Genomic DNA, 23,679 nt, shown 5'->3' on the forward strand with positions numbered 1-23,679 from the left:
CTCAACTCTCCTTCGCGATGCGCTCGCATACAGCGATCACCATGCACATGGCCGCTCCCGGGCCACTCTTGGTGCGCTCTTGGTCCACCCGGCCCGGTAGCGTGAGCGCATGCGTTTCGGGGTGCTCGGTCCGTTGGAGGTGTGGACGGCCGGGGGCGATCCGGTCCGGGTTCCAGAGCTCAAGGTCCGTGCTCTCCTGGCGTGCCTGCTGGCGCACCAGGGACGCCCCGTCTCCGCCGATCGGCTCATCGACGAGCTCTGGGGCGGCGCATTACCCGCCAATCCGACCGGCGCGCTGCAGAACAAGGTGTGGCAGCTGCGGCGGGCGCTGGAGAGCGCGGAGCCGGGCGGCCGTGCTCTCGTCGCCTGGCGAGGGCAGGGCTACCAGTTGCTGGCCGGCCCCGACGCTGTGGATGCGGGCCGGTTTCAGGCCCTGGTGGCCCGCGCGCGTACGATCGCCGACCTGCACGTGCGCGCCGGCCTGCTGGCGGACGCGCTGGCGATGTGGCGGGGCCCGGCGTTCGCCGATTTCGCCGACGAGGAATTCGTCCGCGCTGCCAGGCAGCGGCTGGAGGAGCAGCGGCTCAGCGCTCTGGAAGAGCAGGCCGAGACCCGTCTGGAGCTGGGCGAGCACGCGCTGGTCGCCGACGAGCTGGGCGACCTGGTTGCGTCACACCCGCTGCGGGAGCGGCTGCGCGCCGCCCACGTGCGGGCGCTGTATCTCGCGGGGCGGCAGAGCGCCGCGTTGAGCAGCTACGCGCAGCTGCGCGAGCGTCTGGCCGACGAGCTCGGCCTGGATCCCAGCCCTGAACTGGCGGCGCTGCACCAGGCGATCCTCACCCAGGATCCCGGGCTGAACGCCGCTCTCCCGCCTGTCACCAGCGCGGCCCGTCTGGCGACGAACATCCCCGTCACGCTGACCGACCTGATCGGCCGGAGTGAGGCCATTGACGAGCTGCTGGAGTTGCTCGGCACGCGCCGGCTGGTGACGCTGACCGGCTCGGGCGGGGTCGGCAAGACGCAGCTCGCGCTGGCGGCCGCCGCGCGGGCGGGCGCACGGTTCCCGGGCGGGGTGTGGCTGGTCGAGTTCGCCGCGCTGGACGCCGTCCCCGGATCGGGCGTTCCAGGCCGACCGGCTGTCTCGGCCGCGACGCATGTGCAGGAGGCGGTCGCTGCGGTCCTCGGCGTACGCGACCACTTCGCCTCCCGTCCGCGGCCGTTGACCGACCGGATGGCGCAGGCAATCGGCGGCCAGCCGACGCTGCTGGTCTTCGACAACTGCGAGCATGTGGTCGAGCCGGTCACCGAGCTGGCGGAAGAGCTGCTCACAACGAGCCCGGGCCTGCGGATCCTGGCCACCAGCCAGACCCGGCTCGGCGTCACCGGCGAGCACCTGCGCGAGGTTCTGCCACTGCTGAGTCCCGAGCCGCCGACCGGTCTGTCCCCCGAGGCGCTCCTGCGGTTCAGCGCCGTGGAACTGTTCGTGACGCGGGCCACGGCGGCCGCGCCCAACTTCGCCCTCGACGAGTCCAACGCCGAGGCGGTCGCCTGGATCTGCCGGCGGCTGGACGGCATTCCCCTCGCGCTGGAGATGGCTGCCACACGCGTACGGGCGCTGGGCGTCCAAGAGCTGGCCGCGCGGCTCGACGACCGCCTGCACCTGCTCGCCGCCGGGACACGCACCACCCCGGCACGGCAACGGACGCTGCGTGCGATGATCGACTGGAGCTGGGAACTGCTGGGCGAGCAGGAGCGTGCGGTGCTGAGGCGGCTGGCCGTGCACGCCGACGGTTGCACCCTCGCCGCGGCCGAGGAGGTCTGCGCCGCCGGCGACCTGGACCGCTTCACGGTGCTCGATATGCTGGCCCGGCTGGTCGACTGCTCGCTGGTAGTGGCGACCGAAGACGTCGAAGGCCTGCGCTACCGCCTGCTGGAGTCGGTCACCGCCTATTGCCTGGAACGGCTGCGTGAGACGGGGGAGCTGGAGGATCTCCAGCGGCGCCACCGGCTCTACTACACGAGCCTGGCCGAGCGCGCCGAGCCGCATCTGCGCGGCCACGAGCAGCGGCAGTGGCTGCGCATTCTGGACACCGAGAACGCCAACCTGCGCACCGCCCTCGACAGCGCCGTACGCGCCCGCGACGCCGAATGCGCGCTGCGCCTGGCCAACGCGCTGACCTGGTACTGGCAGCTGCGTGGCCGCAACCACGAAGCTGATCGCGCACTGACCTCGGCGCTGTCGCTCGGCGCCCCGCCCGCCATACCGGTGGCCAGGGCCACCGCCTGGCGGGGCGGGTTCAGGCTGGCGCTCCGCGGCAGCGCCGACCCGCGCGGCGAGTACGAGGCCGCGCTGGCCCCGTACGAGGAGATCGACGACCCGCAGGGCCGGGCACGAGCGCAGTGGTTCGTCGGCTCCAATCTGTACGGCGTGGGCGATCTGTCGCAGAGCGAGGACCTGCTGAATCGCGCGCTGGAGACGTTCCGCTCGAGCGGCGACCGCTGGGGTACGGCGGCGGCACTGAGCACGCGTGCGTTCTACGCGAAACTGCGCGGGGATTTCGACATGCTGCGCCGTGACGGCGAGCAGAGTCTGGCGATGTTCCGGGAACTGGGCGACCAGTGGGGGCAACTCCAGGCCATGGTGCCGCTGGCGACACTGGCGGAGATCGTCGGCGACTATCCGCACGCCAGGCGGCTCTTCCGCGACGGGCTGCGGATCGCGGAAGACCTCAAGCTGTGGCCACAGGTCTCCTACCAGCTCGCCGGGCTCGGCCGGATCGCGCTGCTCATGCGCGACTACCCGCAGGCACGGGAATTCCACGAGCGCGCGCGACGGCTCGCGATCGAACAGTCGGACACTTTCGGTGAGCAGTTCGCCGAGATCGGGCTCGGCCTGGGCGCCCGGCGGGAAGGCGACCTCGACACCGCCGAGACCCACATGCGCAGCGTTCTGGCACTGCACCGGAAGGCAGGATACGAGCCGGGCGTGCCCGCGCTGATTCTCGCGGAGCTGGGTTTCATCGCCGAACTACGGGAGGATCCGCGCCTTGCTCGGGAGCTCCAGCTCGACGGCCTGGCCACCGCACGGTCCACCGGCGATCCACGCGCGGTGGCCCTGGCCCTGGAGGGGCTGGCAGGAGCCCAGGCACTGACAGGTCACGCCGACCACGCGGCTCGGCTGCTGGGGGCCGCCCACGCCGCGCGAGCCTCGGTAGGCGTGCCGCTGCCCGAGGGAGAACGAGACGACGTCGACCGCATCTCCAGGCGCGCACGGCAAGCCCTGGGTGACGCCTCATACGACGCCGCGTTCGCACGAGGGGCCACGCTGCAGCCCGAAGAGTGTCCTGACCATCTGTTCCGCGCCGCTCAATTTGAGGATGATGTCAGGGTTGGTGGTCGTCGGAGGTGAGGACGGGATGCTTGGGCGGCCTTGAATGATGTCCGGTTTCGTGTGCGACGCCATGGTGAGGATGGGCGTCTGGCTTGTGGCGTTCCGATCGTCTTTTCGATGACGGTTGGAGATCGATCGTTTCGTCTTGGTTGAGCGCGTTCCGGTGGGCGGCAACGTGACGATGTCCGTTGAGAAGGCCACGGCCCTCCCGGTTCTCTTGGCGGGGTCCTTGGGAGGGCCGTGGGGGCGAGCCCCGGAGGGCACTGTGTCACGGTAGAGGCCGACGCGACCTGCGTCGAGCGGCGGTTGAAGACGGGCGAGCCGGTCTGTCCGTCGTTCGGCGGGGTGCTGACGAGTTGGGGGTTCGGCCGGGCCTGGCGGTTGTGCGGACTCGGTGGCCGGGTGCTGGAGGTGCGTCCCCGCCGTTCGCGCTGCTCATCGTGCGAGCAGACGCATGTGCTATTGCCGGTGTGCGGCTGGCTGCGCCGGTTCTCCTCCAGAACCGAGCGGCTGCGGGCGGCGTTCACCACGCTGCTGGTACGGCGCCGAGCTGGAGATCGACGCCCAGGCAACAACGGAACTAACGGCCAGTGGCGATAGTGAGCTCAAGTCCCGTGGCCACTGGTCGTTCGACTGTGGTCCGACCGGTTGATCAGTGGGATGTGGGTCGGGTCCAACACTGCACTGAACTGCACTGGCGACCTCGCGTAACCAGGTGTCGCCTATTCGATGCTCTGAGACCGACGACTGTCACAGAGAGTGGTCGTCGCCTGGGGCATAGCGGCTCCATGGGCTCCCAACTTCGGAGGTGACGCGGCTGATTTGCTCGTCGCTGTAGCCCAGCATCCGGGCGATTACTGGTGCCGGCACTTGGAGGACGAGCTGGCGAAGCGCCGAGGTCCTGCCGTTGAGTGCCGGAATCTGATGAGCGTGGAGGCGCATTTTGACGGCTTTGGTCGTCATCGGCTGTCCGCCGCGGCGGCCGGGGAAGAGCCAGCGGGAGTTCTGATTGGTGGCGGTGGTCAGGTTGAGACGCTGGTCGAGGTGGCGGAGCAGCAGCTCGGCGAACGGCTGCGGGATGGGGATCGGAGGCTCGCCGAGGCGAAGGCTGACCTGGCCGTCGCCGTGGCTGACGACGAACTTTCCCTTTCCAGGGGTTCACATGGGTAGGTGGCTCAGCTGCGTGCTGCGGCCTCGATCGCCTGCTTCATCTCCCATGCGCCGTGTTCGATGCGCATGCGGATCTCGGCGGCTTGCGCGTGTGGCAGCACGTTAGTGGTCCAGATCAGCCGGCCCGCTTCGTCGCCCTCCGGGCGAACTTCAAATGAGGCGTGGTGGTGCTCGAGCGGGGGTCTCGCGCCTTCAACAACGGAATAGGCCAAGCAGCGGGAATCGTCATCGATCGCGACAATCAGCTCGCGGATGACGTGCCCGTCGGGAAAGGTCAGGAACCGCTGGTCGCCCTCCAGCCGGGTATCGATGACACGGCCCGGCAGCAGGCGCCCGTGCACGGCTCCGACGTCGCGCAGCACATCCCAGATGTGCTCGGGGGACGCGTCGATGATGATCTCGTGGCGGATGGAGGCCATGACGCCGGGAACTCCTCTCGGGATGGGGCAGCTCCTCGCCGGCAGGCAGCGACCGCGACCCGTGGGTGGCATCTTCTCCGGCTGCCCCGGGGCACACCGACACCCCAACCACCCGCGAGCCGCCGTCGCGGGTGCACCGACGCCAAACTCGCCAACGTCGTTCGCGCTTTGACACGGGCCCTGGTGCGCGTCGTTTCATAGCTCGATTTGGGCCTTCATCGGCTGCCAGGGCGAGGCGTCGAACAACAGCATGATCGACACGATCTTGTCGCCGTCCAGCCGGAAGTGCTCGGCCGTGCGCTGAGTGCCGACCGGCGTCGCGGTGTGCACGTCGTACACGAGCGTGGCCTCCGCTTCGCCGTACAGCTCGCTGATCAGCTCGACGCCGGTCACGATGGATACAAACCCCGGCAAGGTCGCCAGATGGCCCGTCCGATCGTCGGAGGTGATGAACGGGCTCTGGAAGCGGAACGGCTCTCCCAGGTGCGCTGCCGCTTCGGACACCTCGCCGCGGAAGCGGGCCTCGTGATAGCCGCGCACGGTGCGACGGGTCTGTTCCTGAGCTGTCGTGTTCATGGCTGTTGTCCGATCTGGCGCAGGTGGTCGGCGAGGTGATGCTGATTGACGGCTAGCCGCAGGCACAGGTCGCGCAGAACGACCAGTTCTTCAGGAGTGAACCCGTGGAACATCGCCCGCATGGCAAGTTGCGACGGCTTGCGGAACGCCTCCATCCACGCTCGCCCGGCAGGTGTGATCTCGGCCAGAACCGAACGTCGATCCGTCGGGTCGGGGACCCGGCGGACCAACCCGTTGTGCTCCAGCGTGTCGACCAAGCCGGTGGCGTTGCGGGAGCTGACCCCGGCGGCCCGGGCCAGCTCGCCGATGCTGATGCCGTGCTCGCTGTTGTTGAGGCGGATCAGCAGGTCGAGCGCGCCCGCGCTGACCCCTCGTCCCTGAGCGCCGTGGGCGCGCATGCGCTCGACGGCATGGTTGGCGGTGCGGACGGCGGCGCCGGCTTCGAAGGTGAGCAGGTCTTCGTCGCTGTCGGTGAACTGGGTCATCGCGGCCCTGACCCGAGGGTCGTAGAGCAGGCCGTCAGAGTCGCTCTCATAGATATCTACATCATTCATTATGAAGGAGCAGAATAGTACGTACTTCTATACTTTGCCAATCCATGCTTAGCACTCACGCTCCTGCGTGATTGGCAAGAACGCCCCAGCGCGGACGAGCCAACATCTGAGGCATTCGTCAAACGGAACAGGGCGGCGATGATGGGAACCAACATGGTGATCGGCCCGCTGGCGATGCAGATCGGCTCGCTGGTGGCCTACGAAGCACTTCGCTACCTCACAGGATTTGAGCCTCCCCGTGCCGCGGGCACCATCGTCCAGCTCGACTTGCACACCGGCCTGACCCCGCGCTACCAGGCGATCACGCGAGACCCCGAGTGCCCGGTGTGCGCCCCATGAGCGGCCAGCCGGTGAAGCTGCGTCCGTTGACCCTGGTGGAGGAGGGCGACGAGGTCATCGTGGGCGACCCGGAGGCGGGCACGTTCATCTCTGTCCCCATCCCAGCACCCAGCGCCAACCGCGCCAGTACAGGGGCGTCGGTGGCTCGTCGGGGTTCGGCCCGAATTGGCCCGGCCGCTGTTCGGACCAGTGGCCTGGACCGTGTATGGGGCGGCGGCCCTGTTCAGTCTTTGCGTACTCATCCTCATACCGTCGATGCGCCCGCATCCTGCCGAGGACGCCCTCGCCTTCAGCGACATCGGCCTGAGCGCGTTGCTGCTCTATCCCATCCAGCTCATCTTCGTCGCGATCCACGAGTGCTGGCACGGGTTGGCCGCACATGCCCTCAACATCCCTTCCCGGTTCGGTGTAGACCGGCGGATGGCCTTCTTAGTCTTCGAGACGGATCTGTCGCTGTTGTGGTCGGTGCCACGGCGGAGGCGTCGGTCATGTTGGCCGTCCTGTTGTTCGCGCAGATGGTCGCCGACGTGCCGCTGCTCGCCGCCTTGACCTTCATCCTGATCTTCCAATGGTTTGGCAATGCATGGTGTTCCTGCGCACCGACCTGTACGCGGTACTGATCACCAGGTTGAGCTGCAAGAATCTCTGGCGCGTCAAGTCACTGCTCCTTCGCCACGCCTTCGGTCGACTCACGCCCGCTCAAGCAGTCGAACTCGCCGAGGCCGATCCTGTAGACGTGCGGGTGGGCCGATGGTTCCGCTGGCTCTGGCTGGGCGGAGCTCATACACCTTGGCCCATGTCGCACCCTCTGCGGGAAGTCGGCGGCCTGGCTGGCGGACTCATATGGTCTGTCGCAAGACGTGGTGAGCGCTGGATAAGGCTGACGGGCATCCCGTTGTCCCTGTTCTTGGACCATGATCGCGGCGAGCTCGAGGAAAATCTTGCCTGCCTCTTTAGCATCGTCGATTGTTCCGGCCCGGCATCAACGGCGCCGACAGGCCGCTGTCAAACGACGCCGCCCACCGTTCCCAGCTCCTGGCTCTGCGGGGGTCAGGCCAGGAACAGCGTGGCGATTGCCGGGCCGAAGGCGGCGCCGAGGAGGTAGGCCAGATTGAACAGGCCCATCGCGGCGGGTCGTGCGCCGTCCGGCACGGCCGCCCCGGCGCGCGTGGCGAGTGCCCCCTGCCCGGAGGCGGCGGCGATCGAGGTGAGGGCCTGAGCCATGAGCAGCGCGAAGGGTGGGACGTTCAGACCAGCCAGCACGATTCCCGCCCCTGCCGACGCGGCGAAGATCGCGATGAGGAGCTGGAACGGTGCCCTGGCCGTAACCGCGATCACGAGGTAGGACAGGATCCCGCCGAGCAGCAGTGGCCAGGTGATGGCCAGGCCGACCTGCTGGCCGGTCCAACCGGCCCCCTCGGCGAGCAGTGGTGGCAGGGCGTACATCATCCCGAAGTTGACCGCCGCCAGCAGGAACGCCGTCCCCGCCGCCACCAGGAACACCGGGGACCGCACCACCGCCGCGGGCGCGAACCCGCCCGGCCGGTGCCGCAGCCACACGAGGAACGCCATCCCGGCGGCCACCGCGACGGGGGTGGCGACCTGCCAGGCGTGCGGCACGAACACCAGCGCCGTTACCAGAGCGGTCAGCAGAGCCGCGCCTGGCAGATCGAACCGGGCTGCGGACAGCGGCGTGGCAGGTCGGCGGCGCAGCACGGGGGGCAGGGCGAGCAAGCTGAGCACGGGCAGCGCCAGCGCGGCCCGCCAGCCCAGCAGGCCCGCGACCACGTCGCCTGCCAGGGGCGCGGCGGAGCCGACCGTCGCCAGCGACGCCGTGACCAGTCCCATCGTGCGAGCCGAGCCCGCGAGACTCATCCCGATGGTGGTGAGCCCGGCCGTGCCGAGCCCTTGGAGAGCGCTGCCGGTCACGAGGACCGGCAGCACCGGTATGGCCAGGATCAGGATCCCGCCCAGCAGCACCAGCGCGGCGCAGGCGGTCAGAGCCGTGCGGGTGCCGCGGCGGCTCTGCAGTGCGGCCATCAGGGGGGTACCGACCGCGATGGCCCAGCCGAATGCGGTGACGATCCACGTCACTGCAGCGGGCGTGTGGCCGAGGTCGCGGGCGACGTCGGTGAGGATCAGGGAGGGCCCGGCGATGCCGAACGACAACGGCCCGGCCAGCACCGCCAGCCATCCGGCCGGTACCCTGCGACCCGGCTCGCCTGTAGGAACGGCATGGTCCTCCGCCGGAGGCATCGCGCTCACCCGCCCCGCGGCACCGGCCCTGTCCGAATCCGGACCTTTCACCCGCCCGCCGGCACCGGCGCCGTCTGAACCCGGGCCTCTCATGCGATCGTGTACCGCGAACGTCTTGTCTGCGGCCGATCCGGAGGCCTCCGGGTCGCCGACGGGCCGGGAGGTCGAGTCGCTGGTCATCGGGGAGCCTTTTCTGTCAGCGCCGGATAGTCGGTGTAGCCCCGGTGGTCGCCGCCGTAGAAGGTGGCGGGGTCAGCCTCGGTGTAGGGACCGCCCGCCGCGATCCGGGCGGGCAGGTCGGGGTTGGCCAGCCACAGCCGCCCGTAGGAGATTGCGTCGGCGAGGCCGGAGCGCACCGCTTCGAGGCCTTCCTCGGAGGTCGCGGGGTCGTCGCCGCCCCTGGAGTGCGGGTTGAGGATGAGCGTGCCGGGCCATTCGGCGCGCAGCAGCTTGGTGATGGCGCGCGTGTCGTTCTCTGAGACGTGCAAGTACGCCAGGCCCAGCGGGGCGAGCGCGCGTGCCAGCTCGGGGTAGAGGGTCTCGGAGTCGCTCTCGTCCATGCCGTTGTAGGTAATGCCGGGCGAGATCCGGAGCCCGGTGCGCGCGGCGCCGATCGCGTCGCCAACCGCCTGGGCCACCTCGACGGCGAATCTGATGCGTCTGTCCACCGAACCGCCGTAGGCGTCGGTGCGCCGGTTGGTGTTGTCCGACAGGAACTGGTGGATCAGGTATCCGCTCGCCCCGTGCAGCTCGACTCCGTCGAACCCGGCGTCCAGGGCGTACCGGGCCGCCGTCGCGAAGTCCTCGACGGCGCGGGCGATGTCCGCCATGGTCATCTCACGCGGCGTGGGGTGGTCCAGCAGCCCGTCGGGGGTGTACAGCCGCTCCCCCGAGGGGATCGGCGTCGGCGCCATCGGCAGCTCGCCGCTGGGATAGAGGATGGGGTGGCCGATCCGTCCGGAGTGCATGAGCTGGACGAAGATGCGGCCGCCGCGCCGGTGCACCTCGTCGGTGACGCGCCGCCAGGCCGCCGCCTGTTCCGGCGCGTGCAGGCCGGGAGTGTCGATGTAGCCCTGCCCGAGCACGCAGGGCTGTGTGCCTTCGGTGATGATCAGGCCCGCGCTGGCGCGTTGGCCGTAGTACTCGGCCGTCAGGTCGTGGACCAGGCCGCCGCGGGCGCGGCTGCGGGTCATCGGCGCCATGACGAGGCGGTTGGGCAGGGTCAGCTGGCCCACGGTCACGGGTTGGTGGAGTTGGTTCACGTCGGTTTCCCTTGCGCGTACGGGTGTTCGGGCTGGTCCGACGCTATGGGCGGGGGTTTACGGGGCGAATCGGTACAGTTTCCGTATTTGTGTACGGAGGATGGGGTCGTACGTACCTACGGACAGGGGATTGCTGGTGCTGTACGGCAGGACGAGCGAGCAGGCGGCGATCAGGGACCTGGTCGACGCGGCGTGCGCCGGTCGGAGCGGCGGCCTCGTCGTGCGCGGCGAGCCGGGGATCGGCAAGTCCGCGCTGCTGGCGTGGGCCGGCGAGTACGCGGGCGGCGCGGGTCTGACGACGCTACGGGTCACCGGCGTCGAGGCGGAGGCCGATCTGGCGTTCGCGGGGCTGGTCCAGCTGGTCTGGCCGGTGCGGGACCGGCTCGACGCGCTGCCGGGGCCGCAGACGCGGACGCTACGCGCGGTGCTCGGCGACGGAGGGACGGGCGGAGGCGACAGGTTCCTGTCGGGGCTGGCCGTGCTGACACTGCTGGCGGAGGTGGCCAGCGACGGCCCGTTGCTGTGCCTGGTCGACGACGCGCAGTGGCTGGACCGGGCGAGCGCGGACGCACTGCTTTTCGCCGCGCGCCGGCTGGCTGCCGAAGGGGTGGCGATGCTGTTCGCCACGCGGGAGGAGGGCTTTCCCGCGACGGGACTGCCGGAGCTACGGCCGTCGCGGCTGCCGCCGGAGGACGCCGCACGGTTGCTAGAGGATCGGGGGCTCACGCCTGCCTCGCGTGAGCAGGTGATCGAAGAGTCGGCGGGCAACCCGCTGGCGCTGATCGAGTTCGCCGCGGCGCGCCGGTACCACACCATCGCCGGGCCCATGCCGGTGACCGACCGGGTGCTCGAGTCCTTCCGGTCGCGGATCGGGCAACTGCCGGAAAGGACCCGCCTGATGATGCTGACGGCCGCCGCCGAAGCGCGCGGCCACCTGCCGACGTTTCTGGGCGCCGCCGCCACGCTCGGAGTGGCCCTGGAGGACCTGGAAGAGGCCGAGAAGGCCGGGCTCGTCGAGGTCACCGCGAACGTCGTCACCTTCCGCCATCCCCTCATCAGCACTGCCGCCTACCAGGGGGCGCCGCTCGCGCGGCGAGTCGCCGTACACCAAGCGCTGGCGGAGGCTGCGACCGACGAGGACTGCCGTGCCCGCCATCTCGCCGCCGCCACCACCTCCGCCGACGAAGACGTAGCCGCGGAGATCGCCCGCGCCGCCGAGCGCGCCCGCGCCCGCACCGCGTACGCCGCCGCGACCGGCCTGTACGAGCAGGCCGCGAACCTCACCCCCGGCCTACGCGAGCGGGCGGACCGGCTGGGTGAGGCGGCCTCGCTCGCGCTGTCCGCCGGGCACGCCGCGCAGGCGGCACACCTGGCCGACCAAGCCGAGCAGCTGGTGGACGATCCCGGGTCGCTGGCCCGGCTGGCGCGCGTGCGCGCTGCCGTGGAGTTCGAGCTGGGTGAGCGGCGACGCGCCGCCCGGTTGCTGGTCGAACGGTCCGCCCACGCAGGCGTGGACTCGGCCGTGACCATGCTGCGCACCAGCGCCGGATACGCGTGGTTCAGCGGTGACCGGGACTCCCTGCGGGACGCGGCCGGACGGCTACGCGCACTGGGCCGGACTGACCCGATGGTGCTGGGGATGGCGCATCTCATGGAGGAGGACTACGCCCGCGGGCTGCCGCTGCTGGCGGAGTTCCTGGCGAATACGTCCCGCTCCATGACCAACTGGCTCAACGGCGCGGCGACGCCGTCCGCCGACATCACCATGACCTGGGCCACCTTCTGCGCCATGATTCTCGGCGACGACGCGACCGCTGCCGAGCTGGCCGAGGCTCAGGCGGCGCATTGCCGCCGTCACGGGCTCGTGGGCGCGCTGCCGCAGGTGCTGCAGGACCTGGCCGGTGTGCAGGTACAGGCCGGACGGCACCGGGACGCCGAGGCATCCGTGGCCGAAGCCGTACGGATCGTCCGTGATACAGGGCTGCGGCAGCGGGTGGCGCGGCTGAACGCGGTCCTGGCCAGGGTCGCCGCCATCGAAGGGGACGAGGAGCGCTGCGTGCGCCTGGCGGGTAACGAACTCGACACCGGCGGCATGACGGGCCTCATTGCACTCAGCCTGCTCGATGTGGGGCTGGGCCGTTACGAGGCGGCACTGGACCGGCTGGAGACGGCCACGCGAGGGCCGCTGCGCCACGCCTCCGCGCTCGTCGCCGCAGGCGCCGACCAGGCCGAGGCCGCCATACGGCTGGGCGAGCCGACCCGGGCCGAGGAACCGTTGCGCCGGCTGGAGGCGTGGGCCCAGGCGGGGCGGCAGCCGTGGGCGCACGCGCTCACCGCTCGCGTCCGGGCCCTGCTGACCGACGACGAGGACGACTACCTTCGCGCTCTCCACGCCCACGAGAATGCGCACCGGCCGTTCGAACATGCACGTACCCAACTGCTCTATGGCGAGTGGCTGCGCCGCGCCCGGCGACGCGGCGACGCGCGGGCGTCCCTGCGCTCCGCCTTGAGGACATTCGAGCGGCTCGGTGCGACGCCCTGGCTGAAACGGGCGCGCACCGAGCTCAAGGCGACCGGGGAGACGCTCGTCCCGGCCAAGCCGACCGCCGCCGACCCACGGGATCGGCTCACCTCTCAGGAGCTTCAGGTGGCCCGGCTGGCCGCGGACGGCGGCACCAGCCGGGAGATCGCCGCCCAGCTCTTCCTCAGCCCGCGTACCGTCGAGCACCACCTCTACCGTGCCTTCCGCAAGCTCGGCATCCGCTCCCGCCGCGAGCTGTCCCGCCTCGACCTGACCTGAACCGCTCTGTCGCAAAGGGCGTTGCTTCACGCGTCCGGGCGGTCTCGGCAGGGTGCGGGAATCCGCGCCTCGATGTGCGCCCTGATCAGGTCCGTATGTGGCATCGGGCCAGAGAGGCGAGCATTTGGGAGAGCTCGCGCAGACCCAGCCTGGCTTCCATGCCCATCAGGATCATCGCCACTCGCCGCATATACGCGGCGCCGTACCGGCGTTCACCGCCGCGATGCCTTTCCACGGCCAGGAGGGCGACACCCTCCCAGTGGCGCAGCACCAGCGTGGGCAGCCTGAACCTGTGGCGAGTTCGCCGATGGTCATGGTCGACTTCAGGGGTGGTGTGCTCTTACCACAGAATCGTGGCGTGCGCGCCCGCGCCGACAATGGAGACGTACCCGACACCAGCACGGGCGACAGGCCGCGCGCGATCGCGCGTACGACGATGTCGCGGTCGGTCAGCACCCCGAACAGCCGTCCGTCCTCCAACTACTTCCCGATGGTGACCGGCGGCGACGGAGACCCCGCCGACTTCGAGTTCCCGACCACGGCTTATGTGGGCTGACCCCCTCGACGGCCCCCCGCTCGGGTCCGTGTCACCAGCCGCAAAGTAACGCCGAGTAACTGCCGCTACTCTTTGTGACCGTACGCGGGTGGTGATCTCTGGGAGGCGTCAGGGCCCGACCAGGGTGGTGATCAGTTTGCGCGCTGCCGCTTTGGTCAACCGCCGCAGTGCCTGACCGGTCTTCTCGTCAGTTCCGCGCGGCGCGATCTCGGTTCCTTGGACCACGGCGTTGAACGCGGCATCGAATCGCTCGTGCCCTACCTTGCCGACCAGGGTGGTGAGGTACTTCAGTTGCTTGTCGGTGGCTGGCTCTGGCGCAGCTTTGGCTGGACGTTCGCGACGGGCCGCAGGGTCGCCAGCGGTTCTTTTGCGGTCTTTGGGCGCGGCCTGGCTCCGGTCGACGATGTGCACCGACTCGACCCAGCCCGTGCAGGGCTTGCCGGTGACGGCCTTCCAGAGGGCATCGGTGGTCAGTGCGGATTCGTCGACGTCCTCGGTCAGGCCCGGGCCGGTCAGGGCAACCCAGCCGGTGCCGGAGCGCACCACGGTGAATCCGGCCGGTTCGGCGTGCTCGGTGACCCAGTTCAGGCCGCACCCGCAGTGGGTGTCGTGGTAGCGGCGCCACTTCGAGCCGAGGGCCTCGTACACGAGCTTGTCGCCGTAGCGCTGGGTGTCGCGTGTGAATCCCGACATCACCGCAGCGTGCCACGAGCCGGCGACGCTTTCGCCCTGCGCGACCGATGCTGTGCCTTGCTCTGGCGCCACCTTGCCGTTCCTGGAGCACCGCGCCGTGATGCTTGAGCGCCTCACGCGCCGGATCGCCGGGGTTTGCGACTGATCGCGGCTCGGGGGTAGGTGAGGCCGAGGTGGGCGGCCGGCGGGTTGTTGAGGTAGTCGCCCCAGGCGCAGCCCAAGGAGTGGGGGCAGGTCTCCAGCCAGGTGTTGCAGTGCCGACACAGCAGCCCGCGGACTTGGAGGTTGTCGGGGTTGTGGTCGACGAACACGCCGCTCGCGCTTCGGCAGACGTGGCAGGCGGGGCCCAGCGCCTCGATCAGGGCCCTGATGATCGGTCCCAGAACAGGCCCCTGGAAGGGAGGCCATCGTCCGTCGTCCTGGCGGACCGGGCACCGCTCGCGCCGTGACGAGAGCGGGGTCGGCCTCGGGGCCGAGGGCGAGCACCGCCCATCGCACGGTCCTGCTGCCGGGGTGGCCCTCCTGCGGCAGGGTGCCGGGGGGCGGGTTGATTCGATAGTGCTGTCCGTCCGCGCTCCACCACTTGCACCATTGCTCGTGCGTGTCCCTTCCGGAAGAAGTTGGCGGAAAGAAGCGTGCTGACCGGCGGCACGACACCTCTGTCCGAACGGGTTCGAGTGGAGTCGTTCAGGTCTTCCTGTCGATGAGGGCGTATTCCTGAAGGCCGACGGAGGATCGGGAGTGGAGCCTCACGGGGTTGTCGCGGCCCGCTCGGACTCGCTGCGGAGGATACAGAACTCGTTGCCCTCGGGGTCGGCGAGAACGGCCCAGCCCGTGCCCTCGGGGCCGCGGCGGTCGGCGACGAAGGTGGCGCCCAGCCTCAGTAAGCGGTCGACCTCCTCTTCGCGCGAGGTCTCCGGACGCAGGCAGAGGTGGAGTCGGTTCTTGATCGTCTTGGGCTCCGGCACTTGGTTGAAGTGCAGCAGCGGCCCCTCTGGTAGCAGAACCTGCGTCTCCTCATCTCCGGGCCTGTCCTCGGGATGCATGGGACAGCCGGTTACCTCGCTCCAGAACCGGGCGAGTTCGTAGGCGTCCGCACAATCGATCGCCACGTTCTGCACAACCGAGACCATGCAGACATTCTGCAACACCAAGATCGGAGCCGAAGGCGGAATCCGACAACTCAAGCTGAACACGGACACGAGCACCGACAACAACACGCGGACACCGACAGCGTGATCTGCAACCGACAGTGCGGCAGGGCTGGAGGAGGCGGCTTCTTCCGTCCACGCCACGTCTGGGCACAGAGGTATCGCGTGCCCAGACGCAGGTGGTAGCGGCCGTCGTCGCCGAGCACCGCGACCGCGGCGGTGAGCGCGGCGGATCCGGCGGGGACCCGGCAGGGTTGAGCCGCGCGCACGGCGACCAGCTCCGCCAGGGCCGCGGGGCCGTCGGTGCCGGCCTCCCAGGCCAGGCGGCGCAGCAGCGTGTCGCGACGATGCTGGGGGAAGTCGGCGGGCCCCAGCCAGGCGATCACGGGGATGCCTGCGGGGTGGTGAGCTCGAGAGCGGCTGTGGCCTGGCCGGCGCGGAGCTGTTGCAGGTCGGGGATGTGGTTGTACAGCGTGCCCGGCGAGACGCCGAGCAGCCTGGCGATCGAGGTGATCGAGTTCTCAGGGTTGGGCAGCATGTCCCGTGCGGCGCGCAGCAGTTCGGCAGTGACGACGGTGGGCCGGCCGCCGGTGCGGCCGCGCGCCTTGGCGGCGGCCAGGCCCTCGCGGGTGCCGGCGACGATGAGTTCGCGGATGAACTCGGCCAGCGCGGCGAAGACGTGGAAGATGAGCCGGCCGCCGGGGGTGGTGGTGTCGAGGTTCTCGTGCAGGCTGGTGAAGCCGATCTCGCGCTTGCGCAGCTCGCCGACCATGGTGATGAGATCGGCCAGGGACCGGCCGTAGCGGTCGAGGGGCGCCTGCGGGCCGTCCTTTGCCGGAGCATCCCAACACCACTGTCACTCTGTGTAGTCAGTCCGCTACTGTTGTGCATGAGGTGAGCGGTCGGCTGCTGGAGGGGGAGCCGGCTCGCGAAGGCGCGGGCGTCTGGGAACCTGGCTCACAAGGATGCTCCAGACGCCCATGTCCCCTCAGGCCAGCAGGCCCGGCGTTCCGGGCGCTTCCCAGGCCGTGAGCTGCCGCTCGGGGTCGCTCTCCTGCTGCCAGAACTGGTGGATCGCCTCGGCCAGAGCCTGCCGGTCCTGCTCGGGCAACTCCTGCAGCAGGACGGCCACCGGCTCGATCACCTGCATCGTGGCCGCGGGCGTGATGGCGTCGTCGTTGCTGAGGTCCAGCCTGATGACGACCTCGGTGAACAGCAGGCCCGCAGTCTGCCCGCAGCCGCGCGATGTCCGCAACCTCGGGCCCAATGGCGCCCGCTGGAGCGCGCACCACCGACAGATGCGTCACAAGTGCGCGTTTTACGCGTTCGGGTCCCAGTCTGCGAGCTGCTCCATCGGCTCGGTGTCGCCGGTGGTCTCCAGGCCGTCGAGCGGGACGCGCTCGTAGAAGTAGAGGACCAGATCGCTCGCTGCGGCTCGCATCGCCATGTTGCCCGGCTCCGCGTCGGCGGCGAGGTCGTCGCAGCGGACGCCGTCGGCGTCGAGGGTCAAGCGCCAGGAGCGGCCCTCGGTCGTGTGCAGGTCGATGGTCGCCGACTTGAACGGCCAGGGGACGGTCGTCGCCGCGACGGTCGTCAGGAACTCGTCGACGCCCTCGACCGCGACGTCCGTCGGCAGCGGCTGTGCGGCCCCCTGGGTGAGCTGGGCGTCGTAGGTGTGGACGGCGATCTCCTGGATCTGGTGCCGGGCTACGGCTCCGCTGGTCTGCGGGGCCTGCGAGCGGCCCCACCAGGTCCAGCAGCCGCGGTCCGGGCCGGCCTCGCGCATCGCGTCGAGCATGAGCTCGGTCGACTCGGCGAGCCAGGCGTCCAGGGCTTCGCGATCGCGGGGCGCGGTCGGGGCGCCCTTCGGGTCCGTCCTCGCCGGGGGCTCAGCGTCCGGGCCCGCCGCGACGATGGCGGCCTGGCGGCGGCGGCCGTCGCCGAGGTGCTGCGCCAGTTCGCGCAGCGTCCAGTCCGGGCAGGTCGGGACCTGGACGTCAAGGTCGGGGGCGGACGTGATCGCGGCGCGGAACGCGGCCGAGCGGTCTTCGATCAGCCGCAGGACCTCGGGGAACTCCAAGATGTTTTGCACGTCGGTTGTGTATCACGGCGCTCCGGCCGCCACGGCATCCGACCTGCCCAACATGCCGTACGGACCCCCAGATACTGTGCGTCAAGTAGCCGCCCACACTACTTAAAGTACTTGCCGAACGACTGAGAGTCACCAAAGATAACTCGCGAGGTGGTCCCGAGCTGGCCGTGCACCCCGTTCACCGGCTCGTGCAGCACCAGGCCCCGCAGCCACTTTGGCATCTGCGGCGGGTCGGAGATCAGCTGGACCACCTTCTCGCGGGGCAGGTCTCTCTCGATCGAGGTGGTGTACTTCATCGCTCGTTGCCTCCGGGGACGTAGAACGCGGTGGTGGCCTTGACCGCGGCCGCCACGTGATCCGGATCGCCGCCGGCGGCCAGGTGAGCTTCGCCCCATGCCACAGCGCTACGCCTGGCGAACTCGCGGCCCGCGGGCGAGGTCTGGAACTCTTCGTGATCGGGGGCCTCGCCGTCGGCTAGGAACCGGGCCAGGGGCACCCGGGCCGTGTTCGAGCTGCCCACCCCGAGCAGGCATGCTGCAGGACGCTCAGGCCGAGTTCGGCCCAGTCGAGGCGTCAGCCGCCGCTGTGGTGGCGGCGGACGCGATCACCCTGCGAGGCCGCTACATCTCGTGCATTGGCGGGGGCGTCACAGCTAGGTCGCGGCGCTGACAGGACAGCACCGGTTGTGTTGTGGGGGGTACGCGCGGCTCAGGTCTAGCTCTAGGGACCGATGCGTCAGGAGGCGATGTCGATCGCCTGAGCGGGGGTTGCAGGGATGAGTGCAGGGTCGTCGATGCCAAGTGAGCTGAGGATGGCGGCTCGGCCGACGCGGTAGGTGTTACCGACTCGAAGGACTGGACAGGGGAACGTGCCGTTGCGTGCGAGTTCGTGGGCCTTGGTTCTACCGATGCCGAAGGCCCTCCCCGCTGTGGGGAGACGTGGGTAGAGACCGGCCGCATCTTCACGAAGGAGAACGGCGCGGAGTTGAAGCCGGATTGGGTGAGTGAGCATTTCGAGCGGTTGACGTTCGCGGCGGGCCTCCCGCCGATCCGGCTGCACGACCTTCGCCACGGCGCGGCCACATTGTCGTTGGCGGCGGGGAACGACATGAAGACGACGTCGCAAATGCTGCGGCACAGTTCCCTGTCGATCACTGCCGACTTGTATACGACGGTGCTGCCGGAAGTGGCCCGGGAGGCGGCGGAGGCGAGCGTCAGGCTGGTGCCGCGGACCGTTCAGCTGGAGGGCGAGTCCGCGACCGGCGGTCTCATTTCGGTCTCACCTAGGCGATCATCGCGGCCCACGGATTCAGGCAGATCAAGGAATCCGCAGGTGGAGACTGCGGCGAAAGAGTAGGGCTGTTCAGAGTCGGGTGATGGTTGACGTTTCGGTGTCGGGTGATGCTTGACACTCTTGATTAGTGGTTCGTGCTGTCCTTGGTCTGGTGATGTGAGCCGCGCGCGTGCTGGGGCAGGCTGTTGCCTGCCCGTATGACCTGACCATGGGGCCGTGGAGGCTCCGGGGTCAAGGGCGGCCCGTGGCCGTCGCCGGAGGCGATCGCGGCAGCGACCCTTGAGGCCGGAGAGGACGGCTCCGTATGCTGCGCGGCCTACTCCTGGTGTCGCCGCGGGGTCAGCGGCGGGCGTCATGGCGGCGGCCGCTTCCTTCGGCGTTCTTCTTGCGGATGGGCCCGCTGCTGGTGCGGGCCACGGTCTTGAGGAGTTCTTCTCCGATCCACAACTGCAGCAGCTGGTCAGTGACCAGCACGTCGCATCGCTGCCCGGCGCGGTGCTGGCCCACGCTGATCTGCTGCCAGGCGACGCAGACCACGCCGTTGGCGGCGACCTTGCGCGTTACCCAGCCTTGCCCGCTGCGATCGGGCCCGGCCGGTGCGGGCACCGCGGTGGGCAAATGGGTGGTCGGGTGGGTGGCTGGGTGGAAGCGGCTGGCCGGGGTGGCTTCATCCAGCGACTGGTGCGGGCGGCTGGTGTTGTAGTGGTCCACCCATTCATCCAGCGCCTGCTGCGCCGTGCGCAGCGAGGAGAAGGTCTGGCTGGTGTCGAACTCGGCGCGTAACGTGCGGTGGAAGCGTTCGATCTTCCCGGTGGTGGTCGGCGAGCGGGGCGCGGTGAGCAGGTGTTCGATGCCATTTTCCCGGCAGATCCGGTCGAACAGTACCTCGGTCGGCGGAGTGAAGAACCGGCCGGTGAACACCTTGGCGTTGTCGGTGAGGATCTGCTCGGGAACCCCGTGCCTGCTCAGGGCCGCCAGCAGGGCCTCGCACACCGGCCTGGTGCGTTCGCGGGGCATCAAGCTCGCCGTCACGCAGTACCGCGAGTGGTCGTCGATGCCGGTCAGTGCCTTGGCGTGGCCGCCATCGGCCAGCAGGAAGCCGCCGATGAGGTCCATCTGCCACAGCTCCATCGGGCGGGCTCGTTCGAAGCGTTTCCAGTCCTTGCGGCGTCGGCGCCGCTGATCCGGCTCGATCAGCCCCGCCCGGACCAGGCAGCGGTAGATCGCCGAGACGCTCGGTGCCTCCACCGGGTCGCGCCGGGCGATCTCCGCAGCGATCCGCTTCGGCCCCCAGGACCGGTGCTGCCGGCGCAGCTCCAGCACCAGTGCCTGCATCGCGCCCGGCATCTGATGCGGGCACGAGTGGGGGCGATGCGATCGATCCTTCAGGCCCTCCAGGCCCTCCGCCTCATAGCGGGCCAGCCAGGCGTGCAGGCTCTGCCGGGACACCCCGACCGCCCGGGCCACCTCGGTGACGGTCCGGCCGTCGCTGATCACCGCCAGCACGGCCTTGTATCTCTGCTCTGCCACGCTCAACTCCCTCATGCTCAGAGGGTGTCAAGCATCAGCCGGAACCGGTGTCGCCCATCAGGCGGAACACTGTCAACCATCAGCCGGAGACGAACTGTCCAGCATCAGCCGGAACAGTACAGTGAAAGAGTAGGGCGGGTGGGACTTGAACCCACGACCCACGGATTATGAGTCCGTGGATCAGCGTGTCGGGCGATGCCGGGCTGTGTCACTCTCCGGCATTGGCGCAGGTAGGCGCGGCGTCTGATGGTTGAAGCATGTCGAGGATGCCGAATCAAACCAGGGTCGTCTCAGACTGCCGGTCTCCTCACGGTCTCCCAAATTGAGGTCGCAACAGGGCTGGCCGAGCCTCGATGAAGGGCGGCGCCCAGGAGCGCCGCGACCGGCTGGTCCATTACGGCGGCGGCACAAGCTGTGGCCTCGATGAAGAGACGGCGCCAAGGAGCGCGGTGATGCGGGGCCGACGAGTTTGCGGGCGGTGTGGGCCGTGCTGGTCGGGGACCATCCCCGCGAGCGCGGGGCCGACCCCCGGGCTCCAGCCCGTAGGTCTTGCCGACCCGGACCATCCCCGCGAGCGGGGCCGACGCGGCCTCGCGACGACGACCCGTATCCGGAGGCGGACCATCCCCGCGAGCGCGGGGCCGACGCCATGGCCTTCGGCCCGCCTGCGTCCGGCGACGGACCATCCCGCGAGCGCGGGGCTGACGCCGAGTTTCTTCCTCGAGTGAGAGACGGCCTTCTCTGCGGACCACCCCCGCGAGCGCGGGGCCGACTCTATAAAGATGCGAACGATGCTCGCCCAGGACGGACCATCCTCGCGAGCGCGGGGGCGACTGGCTTGGCATCCAAGGCCACCATGTCGACCACGGACCATCCCCGCGAGCGCGGGGCTGCCGACGGCGACGGCAGTCTCCACCTCGGCGCCCACCCCATCCCCGCGAGCGCGGGGCCGACTCCTGTGGTCACAACCCGTGAAAGGAAGCCTCAGGACCATCCCCGCGAGCGCGGGGCCGACAGAGGGATAGCTACAGTGAGATTCGCGCGACTCGGACCATCCCCGCGAGCGCGGGGCCGACGATACGGCTCACCCGGGGACGTGCCGGTGGTCAGGACCATCCCCGCGAGCGCGGGGCCGACGCCGTCCTCACCCCCGCGGACACGGACGTGTTCGGACCATCCCCGCGAGCGCGGGGCCGACCTCACCCCCAACAACCTGGGCGACACCGCACGCGGACCATCCCCGCGAGCGCGGGGCCGACCCACGCTCGGTGTAGCCGGTCGGCGGGGTGATGGGACCATCCCCGCGAGCGCGGGGCCGACGAGCCGGTCTGCCGAGTCCGCAAGATCTCCCCGGGACCATCCCCGCGAGTGCGGGGCCGACGTGCGTCCCCGGGGCGGGGACTGAAATACAAGGACCATCCCCGCGAGCGCGGGGCCGACAAGGAAATCGGCCAGGTGGCCAAGGGTGCTGGCGGACCATTCCCGCGAGCGCGGGGCCGACAAGCTGACTACGGCTGACATCTACGCAGCCTGGGGACCATCCCCGCGAGCGCGGGGCCGACATGGCGCGGGAGATCCTCGACGGAGGGACACTAGGACCATCCCCGCGAGCGCGGGGCCGACTCTGTACCCGCCGCTTGTGTAGGGGGTCTGTACTGGACCATCCCCGCAAGTGCGGGGCCGACGGTGTGGCGGGCAGTCAGGGCAGCAGGCGCGAAGGACCATCCCCGCGAGCACGGGGCCGACGCACCCGGAACCTGTCAAGGCAGGCTGTGATCGGGACCATCCCCGCGAGCGCGGGGCCGACTTGAACGGCGGCGTCGTCTCCGCCGGCGCGGCCGGACCATCCCCGCGAGCGCGGGGCCGACAGTGAGCTGAGCATCGAGGAAGGGGATCCACTCGGACCATCCCCGCGAGCGCTGGGCCGACGATCACGCCCGCGCGGCGTTCGATGACATCGAGGGACCATCCCCGCGAGCGCTGGGCCGACGATCACGCCCGCGCGGCGTTCGATGACATCGAGGGACCATCCCCGCGAGCGCGGGGCCGACGGTGGTTCAGGTGTTGGGGGCGGCGGGATGTGAGGACCATCCCCGCGAGCGCGGGGCCGACCCGTTTCCCAGCTCAATGATCGGCTCGTGGGTCGGACCATCCCCGCGAGCGCGGGGCCGACCGTCCTCCTCGTCTCGATCCTGGCGGTGGACAGGGACCATCCCCGCGAGCGCGGGGCCGACACCGGGAAGGGCGGCGCCGACAACCTGTACGTGGGACCATCCCCGCGAGCGCGGGGCCGACATCACCAAGGCGTACGCCGGCGCATACGGCCAGGGACCATCCCCGCGAGCGCGGGGCCGACTTTAAGAGTGTTCGTCCAAAGGATGCTCTGGTAGGACCATCCCCGCGAGCGCGGGGCCGACCAGGCCGCAACCTCGTCGCGGCCGTTCTGCGGCGGACCATCCCCGCGAGCGCGGGGCCGACTGGAGGTCGATGTAGACCTGGCCGCGTTCGTCCGGACCATCCCCGCGAGCGCGGGGCCGACTGTCACCCACGACGCCGAGTGGACTGAGGAGGAGGACCATCCCCGCGAGCGCGGGGCCGACGCCGTTTAGGCCCTGGCCGAACGTGTAGCTGGTGGACCATCCCCGCGAGCGCGGGGCCGACGTAGCACACCGGCTTGCCCTTGCTGACGGTGTGGGACCATCCCCGCGAGCGCGGGGCCGACGGTCGGTGGCTCTCCCCCCGCCCCCGCTGCCCAGGACCATCCCCGCGAGCGCGGGGCCGACGCGCGGGCCATCTGCACGGCGAAGGTCTGGCCGGGACCATCCCCGCGAGCGCGGGGCCGACGGCGCGCTCCCGCACGTCCGGCCACCGCGACCAGGACCATCCCCGCGAGCGCGGGGCCGACCCTCACCGCCCCGCTGGCAGGCGAGGTGGTCCCGGACCATCCCCGCGAGCGCGGGGCCGACGCCGGCGGCGGCACGTAGTACTTGAAGACGTCCGGACCATCCCCGCGAGCGCGGGGCCGACGACACGCTGAAGTGCGACCGCATGGCCTACAGGGGACCATCCCCGCGAGCGCGGGGCCGACGCGCCTCGGATCGTGCCACGTGCGTTGCCCCAGGGACCATCCCCGCGAGCGCGGGGCCGACGGTGGAGATGTCTAGCAATGGGGATCAAGACGCGGACCATCCCCGCGAGCGCGGGGCCGACTGTCCTGCACGAGCGCGGCGAGGCGCTCGTACTGGACCATCCCCGCGAGCGCGGGGCCGACGACGTTCCCGAGAGCCGCTGAGGCCTCCTCGGCGGACCATCCCCGCGAGCGCGGGGCCGACGCCCCCAGGGCTGGCCGCCAGCGGCGCATCTCCGGACCATCCCCGCGAGCGCGGGGCCGACGTGATGATCTCGACTCCGATCATGCGGCCGTCCGGACCATCCCCGCGAGCGCGGGGCCGACACTTGTTCACCTGCGGGTGTCAATGTGAGGTCCCAGGACATGCTTAACCGTTTGTCATCGGGAGATGCTTAACGTCCGTCGGGCTGGGTGCCCTTGCCTCGGACGTAGAGACGGGTGACGGGTGTGGTGTCGCGGCGGGGCCT

The 23,679-nt window shown here is 70.1% G+C and carries 23 protein-coding genes, 1 pseudogene and 1 CRISPR repeat array; of the genes and pseudogenes, 8 read left to right on the forward strand and 16 right to left on the reverse strand.

The annotated features are described in order from the left end of the window. The first annotated feature begins 109 nt into the window (after positions 1-109). From Q9G87_RS58785 to Q9G87_RS58795, 3 genes are all read left to right on the forward strand, one after another. Positions 110-3,409: a BTAD domain-containing putative transcriptional regulator gene (locus Q9G87_RS58785; protein WP_305925407.1), complete on the forward strand. Its 3,300-nt coding sequence runs from the start codon at positions 110-112 to the stop codon at positions 3,407-3,409. 222 nt (positions 3,410-3,631) lie between these two features. After that, positions 3,632-3,991 (forward strand): hypothetical protein, encoded by a 360-nt coding sequence (locus Q9G87_RS58790; RefSeq protein ID WP_305925408.1) that lies wholly within the window; start codon positions 3,632-3,634, stop codon positions 3,989-3,991. A gap of 270 nt (positions 3,992-4,261) precedes the next feature. Then, positions 4,262-4,561 (forward strand): hypothetical protein, encoded by a 300-nt coding sequence (locus Q9G87_RS58795; RefSeq protein ID WP_305925409.1) that lies wholly within the window; start codon positions 4,262-4,264, stop codon positions 4,559-4,561. A 5-nt stretch (positions 4,562-4,566) separates the two neighbouring features. Here the strand turns inward: Q9G87_RS58795 and Q9G87_RS58800 are convergent, their stop codons facing one another. The 3 genes from Q9G87_RS58800 to Q9G87_RS58810 all read right to left on the reverse strand — a co-directional run bounded on the left by Q9G87_RS58800 (position 4,567) and on the right by Q9G87_RS58810 (position 6,110). After that, positions 4,567-4,980: an SRPBCC family protein gene (locus Q9G87_RS58800; protein WP_305925410.1), complete on the reverse strand. Its 414-nt coding sequence runs from the start codon at positions 4,978-4,980 to the stop codon at positions 4,567-4,569. A 195-nt stretch (positions 4,981-5,175) separates the two neighbouring features. Further along, the gene (locus tag Q9G87_RS58805; RefSeq protein WP_305925411.1) at positions 5,176-5,556 is read right to left on the reverse strand and encodes a hypothetical protein; all 381 of its coding nucleotides are present in this window, start codon (positions 5,554-5,556) and stop codon (positions 5,176-5,178) included. Further along, positions 5,553-6,110 carry a MarR family winged helix-turn-helix transcriptional regulator gene (locus tag Q9G87_RS58810; RefSeq protein ID WP_305925412.1) on the reverse strand — a complete coding sequence of 186 codons (558 nt, stop codon included), beginning with the start codon at positions 6,108-6,110 and terminating at the stop codon, positions 5,553-5,555. Before Q9G87_RS58810 ends, Q9G87_RS58805 begins: the two co-directional genes overlap by 4 nt. Before the next feature lie 63 nt (positions 6,111-6,173). On the opposite strand from Q9G87_RS58810, the gene Q9G87_RS58815 reads away from it, so the two are divergent. Together Q9G87_RS58815 and Q9G87_RS58820 are read left to right on the forward strand one after the other, a co-directional pair. Continuing rightward, a complete protein-coding gene (locus Q9G87_RS58815; RefSeq protein WP_371826010.1) occupies positions 6,174-6,449 on the forward strand; it encodes a ThiF family adenylyltransferase in 276 nt (91 codons plus the stop codon). A 488-nt stretch (positions 6,450-6,937) separates the two neighbouring features. Beyond that, the gene (locus tag Q9G87_RS58820; RefSeq protein WP_305925414.1) at positions 6,938-7,069 is read left to right on the forward strand and encodes a hypothetical protein; all 132 of its coding nucleotides are present in this window, start codon (positions 6,938-6,940) and stop codon (positions 7,067-7,069) included. Positions 7,070-7,499: 430 nt separating this feature from the next. Here the strand turns inward: Q9G87_RS58820 and Q9G87_RS58825 are convergent, their stop codons facing one another. Both Q9G87_RS58825 and Q9G87_RS58830 read right to left on the reverse strand, forming a co-directional pair. Continuing rightward, positions 7,500-8,705, reverse strand: a complete 1,206-nt coding sequence (locus tag Q9G87_RS58825; protein ID WP_305925415.1) for an MFS transporter — start codon at positions 8,703-8,705, stop codon at positions 7,500-7,502. Positions 8,706-8,881: 176 nt separating this feature from the next. Continuing rightward, positions 8,882-9,967, reverse strand: a complete 1,086-nt coding sequence (locus Q9G87_RS58830; RefSeq protein WP_305925416.1) for an alkene reductase — start codon at positions 9,965-9,967, stop codon at positions 8,882-8,884. A 136-nt stretch (positions 9,968-10,103) separates the two neighbouring features. Between Q9G87_RS58830 and Q9G87_RS58835 the strand changes: the two genes are divergently transcribed. Further along, positions 10,104-12,767: an ATP-binding protein gene (locus Q9G87_RS58835; RefSeq protein ID WP_305925417.1), complete on the forward strand. Its 2,664-nt coding sequence runs from the start codon at positions 10,104-10,106 to the stop codon at positions 12,765-12,767. An 85-nt stretch (positions 12,768-12,852) separates the two neighbouring features. On the opposite strand, the gene Q9G87_RS61245 is transcribed toward Q9G87_RS58835, so the two are convergent. Continuing rightward, positions 12,853-13,050, reverse strand: a complete 198-nt coding sequence (locus tag Q9G87_RS61245; protein WP_371826011.1) for a MerR family transcriptional regulator — start codon at positions 13,048-13,050, stop codon at positions 12,853-12,855. 75 nt (positions 13,051-13,125) lie between these two features. Between Q9G87_RS61245 and Q9G87_RS58840 the strand changes: the two genes are divergently transcribed. After that, entirely contained in the window at positions 13,126-13,323 is a 198-nt protein-coding gene (locus Q9G87_RS58840) for a hypothetical protein (RefSeq protein WP_305925418.1), read from the forward strand. Positions 13,324-13,431: 108 nt separating this feature from the next. Here Q9G87_RS58840 and Q9G87_RS58845 read toward each other — a convergent pair whose 3' ends face one another. The 9 genes and pseudogenes from Q9G87_RS58845 to Q9G87_RS58885 all read right to left on the reverse strand — a co-directional run bounded on the left by Q9G87_RS58845 (position 13,432) and on the right by Q9G87_RS58885 (position 17,779). Further along, the gene (locus Q9G87_RS58845) at positions 13,432-14,088 is read right to left on the reverse strand and encodes a hypothetical protein (protein WP_305925419.1); all 657 of its coding nucleotides are present in this window, start codon (positions 14,086-14,088) and stop codon (positions 13,432-13,434) included. A gap of 41 nt (positions 14,089-14,129) precedes the next feature. Further along, positions 14,130-14,573, reverse strand: coding sequence for an endonuclease domain-containing protein (locus tag Q9G87_RS61250; protein WP_371826012.1), 444 nt, complete (start codon positions 14,571-14,573; stop codon positions 14,130-14,132). 192 nt (positions 14,574-14,765) lie between these two features. Continuing rightward, the gene (locus Q9G87_RS58855) at positions 14,766-15,149 is read right to left on the reverse strand and encodes a VOC family protein (protein ID WP_305925420.1); all 384 of its coding nucleotides are present in this window, start codon (positions 15,147-15,149) and stop codon (positions 14,766-14,768) included. A gap of 50 nt (positions 15,150-15,199) precedes the next feature. Then, complete coding sequence (locus Q9G87_RS58860) at positions 15,200-15,553, reverse strand: hypothetical protein (RefSeq protein ID WP_305925421.1); 354 nt, start codon at positions 15,551-15,553, stop codon at positions 15,200-15,202. After that, positions 15,550-15,966: pseudogene (locus Q9G87_RS58865) on the reverse strand (recombinase family protein); the annotation flags it as partial. The gene Q9G87_RS58860 and the pseudogene Q9G87_RS58865, both read right to left, overlap by 4 nt. A 189-nt stretch (positions 15,967-16,155) precedes the next feature. Further along, on the reverse strand, positions 16,156-16,422 hold the full coding sequence (locus tag Q9G87_RS58870) for a hypothetical protein (protein ID WP_305925422.1): 267 nt from the start codon (positions 16,420-16,422) through the stop codon (positions 16,156-16,158). Between the two features lie 63 nt (positions 16,423-16,485). Beyond that, the gene (locus Q9G87_RS58875; RefSeq protein WP_305925423.1) at positions 16,486-17,259 is read right to left on the reverse strand and encodes a maleylpyruvate isomerase N-terminal domain-containing protein; all 774 of its coding nucleotides are present in this window, start codon (positions 17,257-17,259) and stop codon (positions 16,486-16,488) included. Between the two features lie 98 nt (positions 17,260-17,357). Continuing rightward, the gene (locus tag Q9G87_RS58880) at positions 17,358-17,555 is read right to left on the reverse strand and encodes an SRPBCC family protein (protein WP_305925424.1); all 198 of its coding nucleotides are present in this window, start codon (positions 17,553-17,555) and stop codon (positions 17,358-17,360) included. After that, the gene (locus Q9G87_RS58885; protein WP_305925425.1) at positions 17,552-17,779 is read right to left on the reverse strand and encodes a hypothetical protein; all 228 of its coding nucleotides are present in this window, start codon (positions 17,777-17,779) and stop codon (positions 17,552-17,554) included. The genes Q9G87_RS58880 and Q9G87_RS58885 overlap by 4 nt, the downstream gene beginning before the upstream one ends. Positions 17,780-18,147: 368 nt before the next feature. Here Q9G87_RS58885 and Q9G87_RS58890 point away from each other — a divergent pair, with 368 nt between their 5' ends. Next, on the forward strand, positions 18,148-18,615 hold the full coding sequence (locus tag Q9G87_RS58890; protein WP_305925426.1) for a tyrosine-type recombinase/integrase: 468 nt from the start codon (positions 18,148-18,150) through the stop codon (positions 18,613-18,615). Positions 18,616-18,891: 276 nt separating this feature from the next. On the opposite strand, the gene Q9G87_RS58895 is transcribed toward Q9G87_RS58890, so the two are convergent. Then, on the reverse strand, positions 18,892-20,097 hold the full coding sequence (locus tag Q9G87_RS58895; RefSeq protein ID WP_305925427.1) for an IS481 family transposase: 1,206 nt from the start codon (positions 20,095-20,097) through the stop codon (positions 18,892-18,894). A 730-nt stretch (positions 20,098-20,827) separates the two neighbouring features. Next, a CRISPR array of direct repeats spans positions 20,828-23,536; the repeat unit is 28 nt; unit sequence GGACCATCCCCGCGAGCGCGGGGCCGAC. The last annotated feature ends 143 nt before the right edge of the window (positions 23,537-23,679 follow it).

The organism is Nonomuraea turcica, from assembly GCF_030718205.1.
Taxonomy (GTDB): Bacteria; Actinomycetota; Actinomycetes; order Streptosporangiales; family Streptosporangiaceae; genus Nonomuraea.

What these genes read in the sequence shown, in the direction of transcription:
- Q9G87_RS58810 (WP_305925412.1), bottom strand. Translation starts at nt 6,110, where the DNA reads ATGAATGATGTAGATATCTATGAGAGCGACTCTGACGGCCTGCTCTAC.
- Q9G87_RS58785 (WP_305925407.1), top strand. Translation starts at nt 110, where the DNA reads ATGCGTTTCGGGGTGCTCGGTCCGTTGGAGGTGTGGACGGCCGGGGGC.
- Q9G87_RS58825 (WP_305925415.1), bottom strand. Translation starts at nt 8,705, where the DNA reads ATGCCTCCGGCGGAGGACCATGCCGTTCCTACAGGCGAGCCGGGTCGC.
- Q9G87_RS58820 (WP_305925414.1), top strand. Translation starts at nt 6,938, where the DNA reads ATGTTGGCCGTCCTGTTGTTCGCGCAGATGGTCGCCGACGTGCCGCTG.
- Q9G87_RS58895 (WP_305925427.1), bottom strand. Translation starts at nt 20,097, where the DNA reads ATGAGGGAGTTGAGCGTGGCAGAGCAGAGATACAAGGCCGTGCTGGCG.
- Q9G87_RS58880 (WP_305925424.1), bottom strand. Translation starts at nt 17,555, where the DNA reads ATGAAGTACACCACCTCGATCGAGAGAGACCTGCCCCGCGAGAAGGTG.
- Q9G87_RS58805 (WP_305925411.1), bottom strand. Translation starts at nt 5,556, where the DNA reads ATGAACACGACAGCTCAGGAACAGACCCGTCGCACCGTGCGCGGCTAT.
- Q9G87_RS58855 (WP_305925420.1), bottom strand. Translation starts at nt 15,149, where the DNA reads ATGGTCTCGGTTGTGCAGAACGTGGCGATCGATTGTGCGGACGCCTAC.
- Q9G87_RS58800 (WP_305925410.1), bottom strand. Translation starts at nt 4,980, where the DNA reads ATGGCCTCCATCCGCCACGAGATCATCATCGACGCGTCCCCCGAGCAC.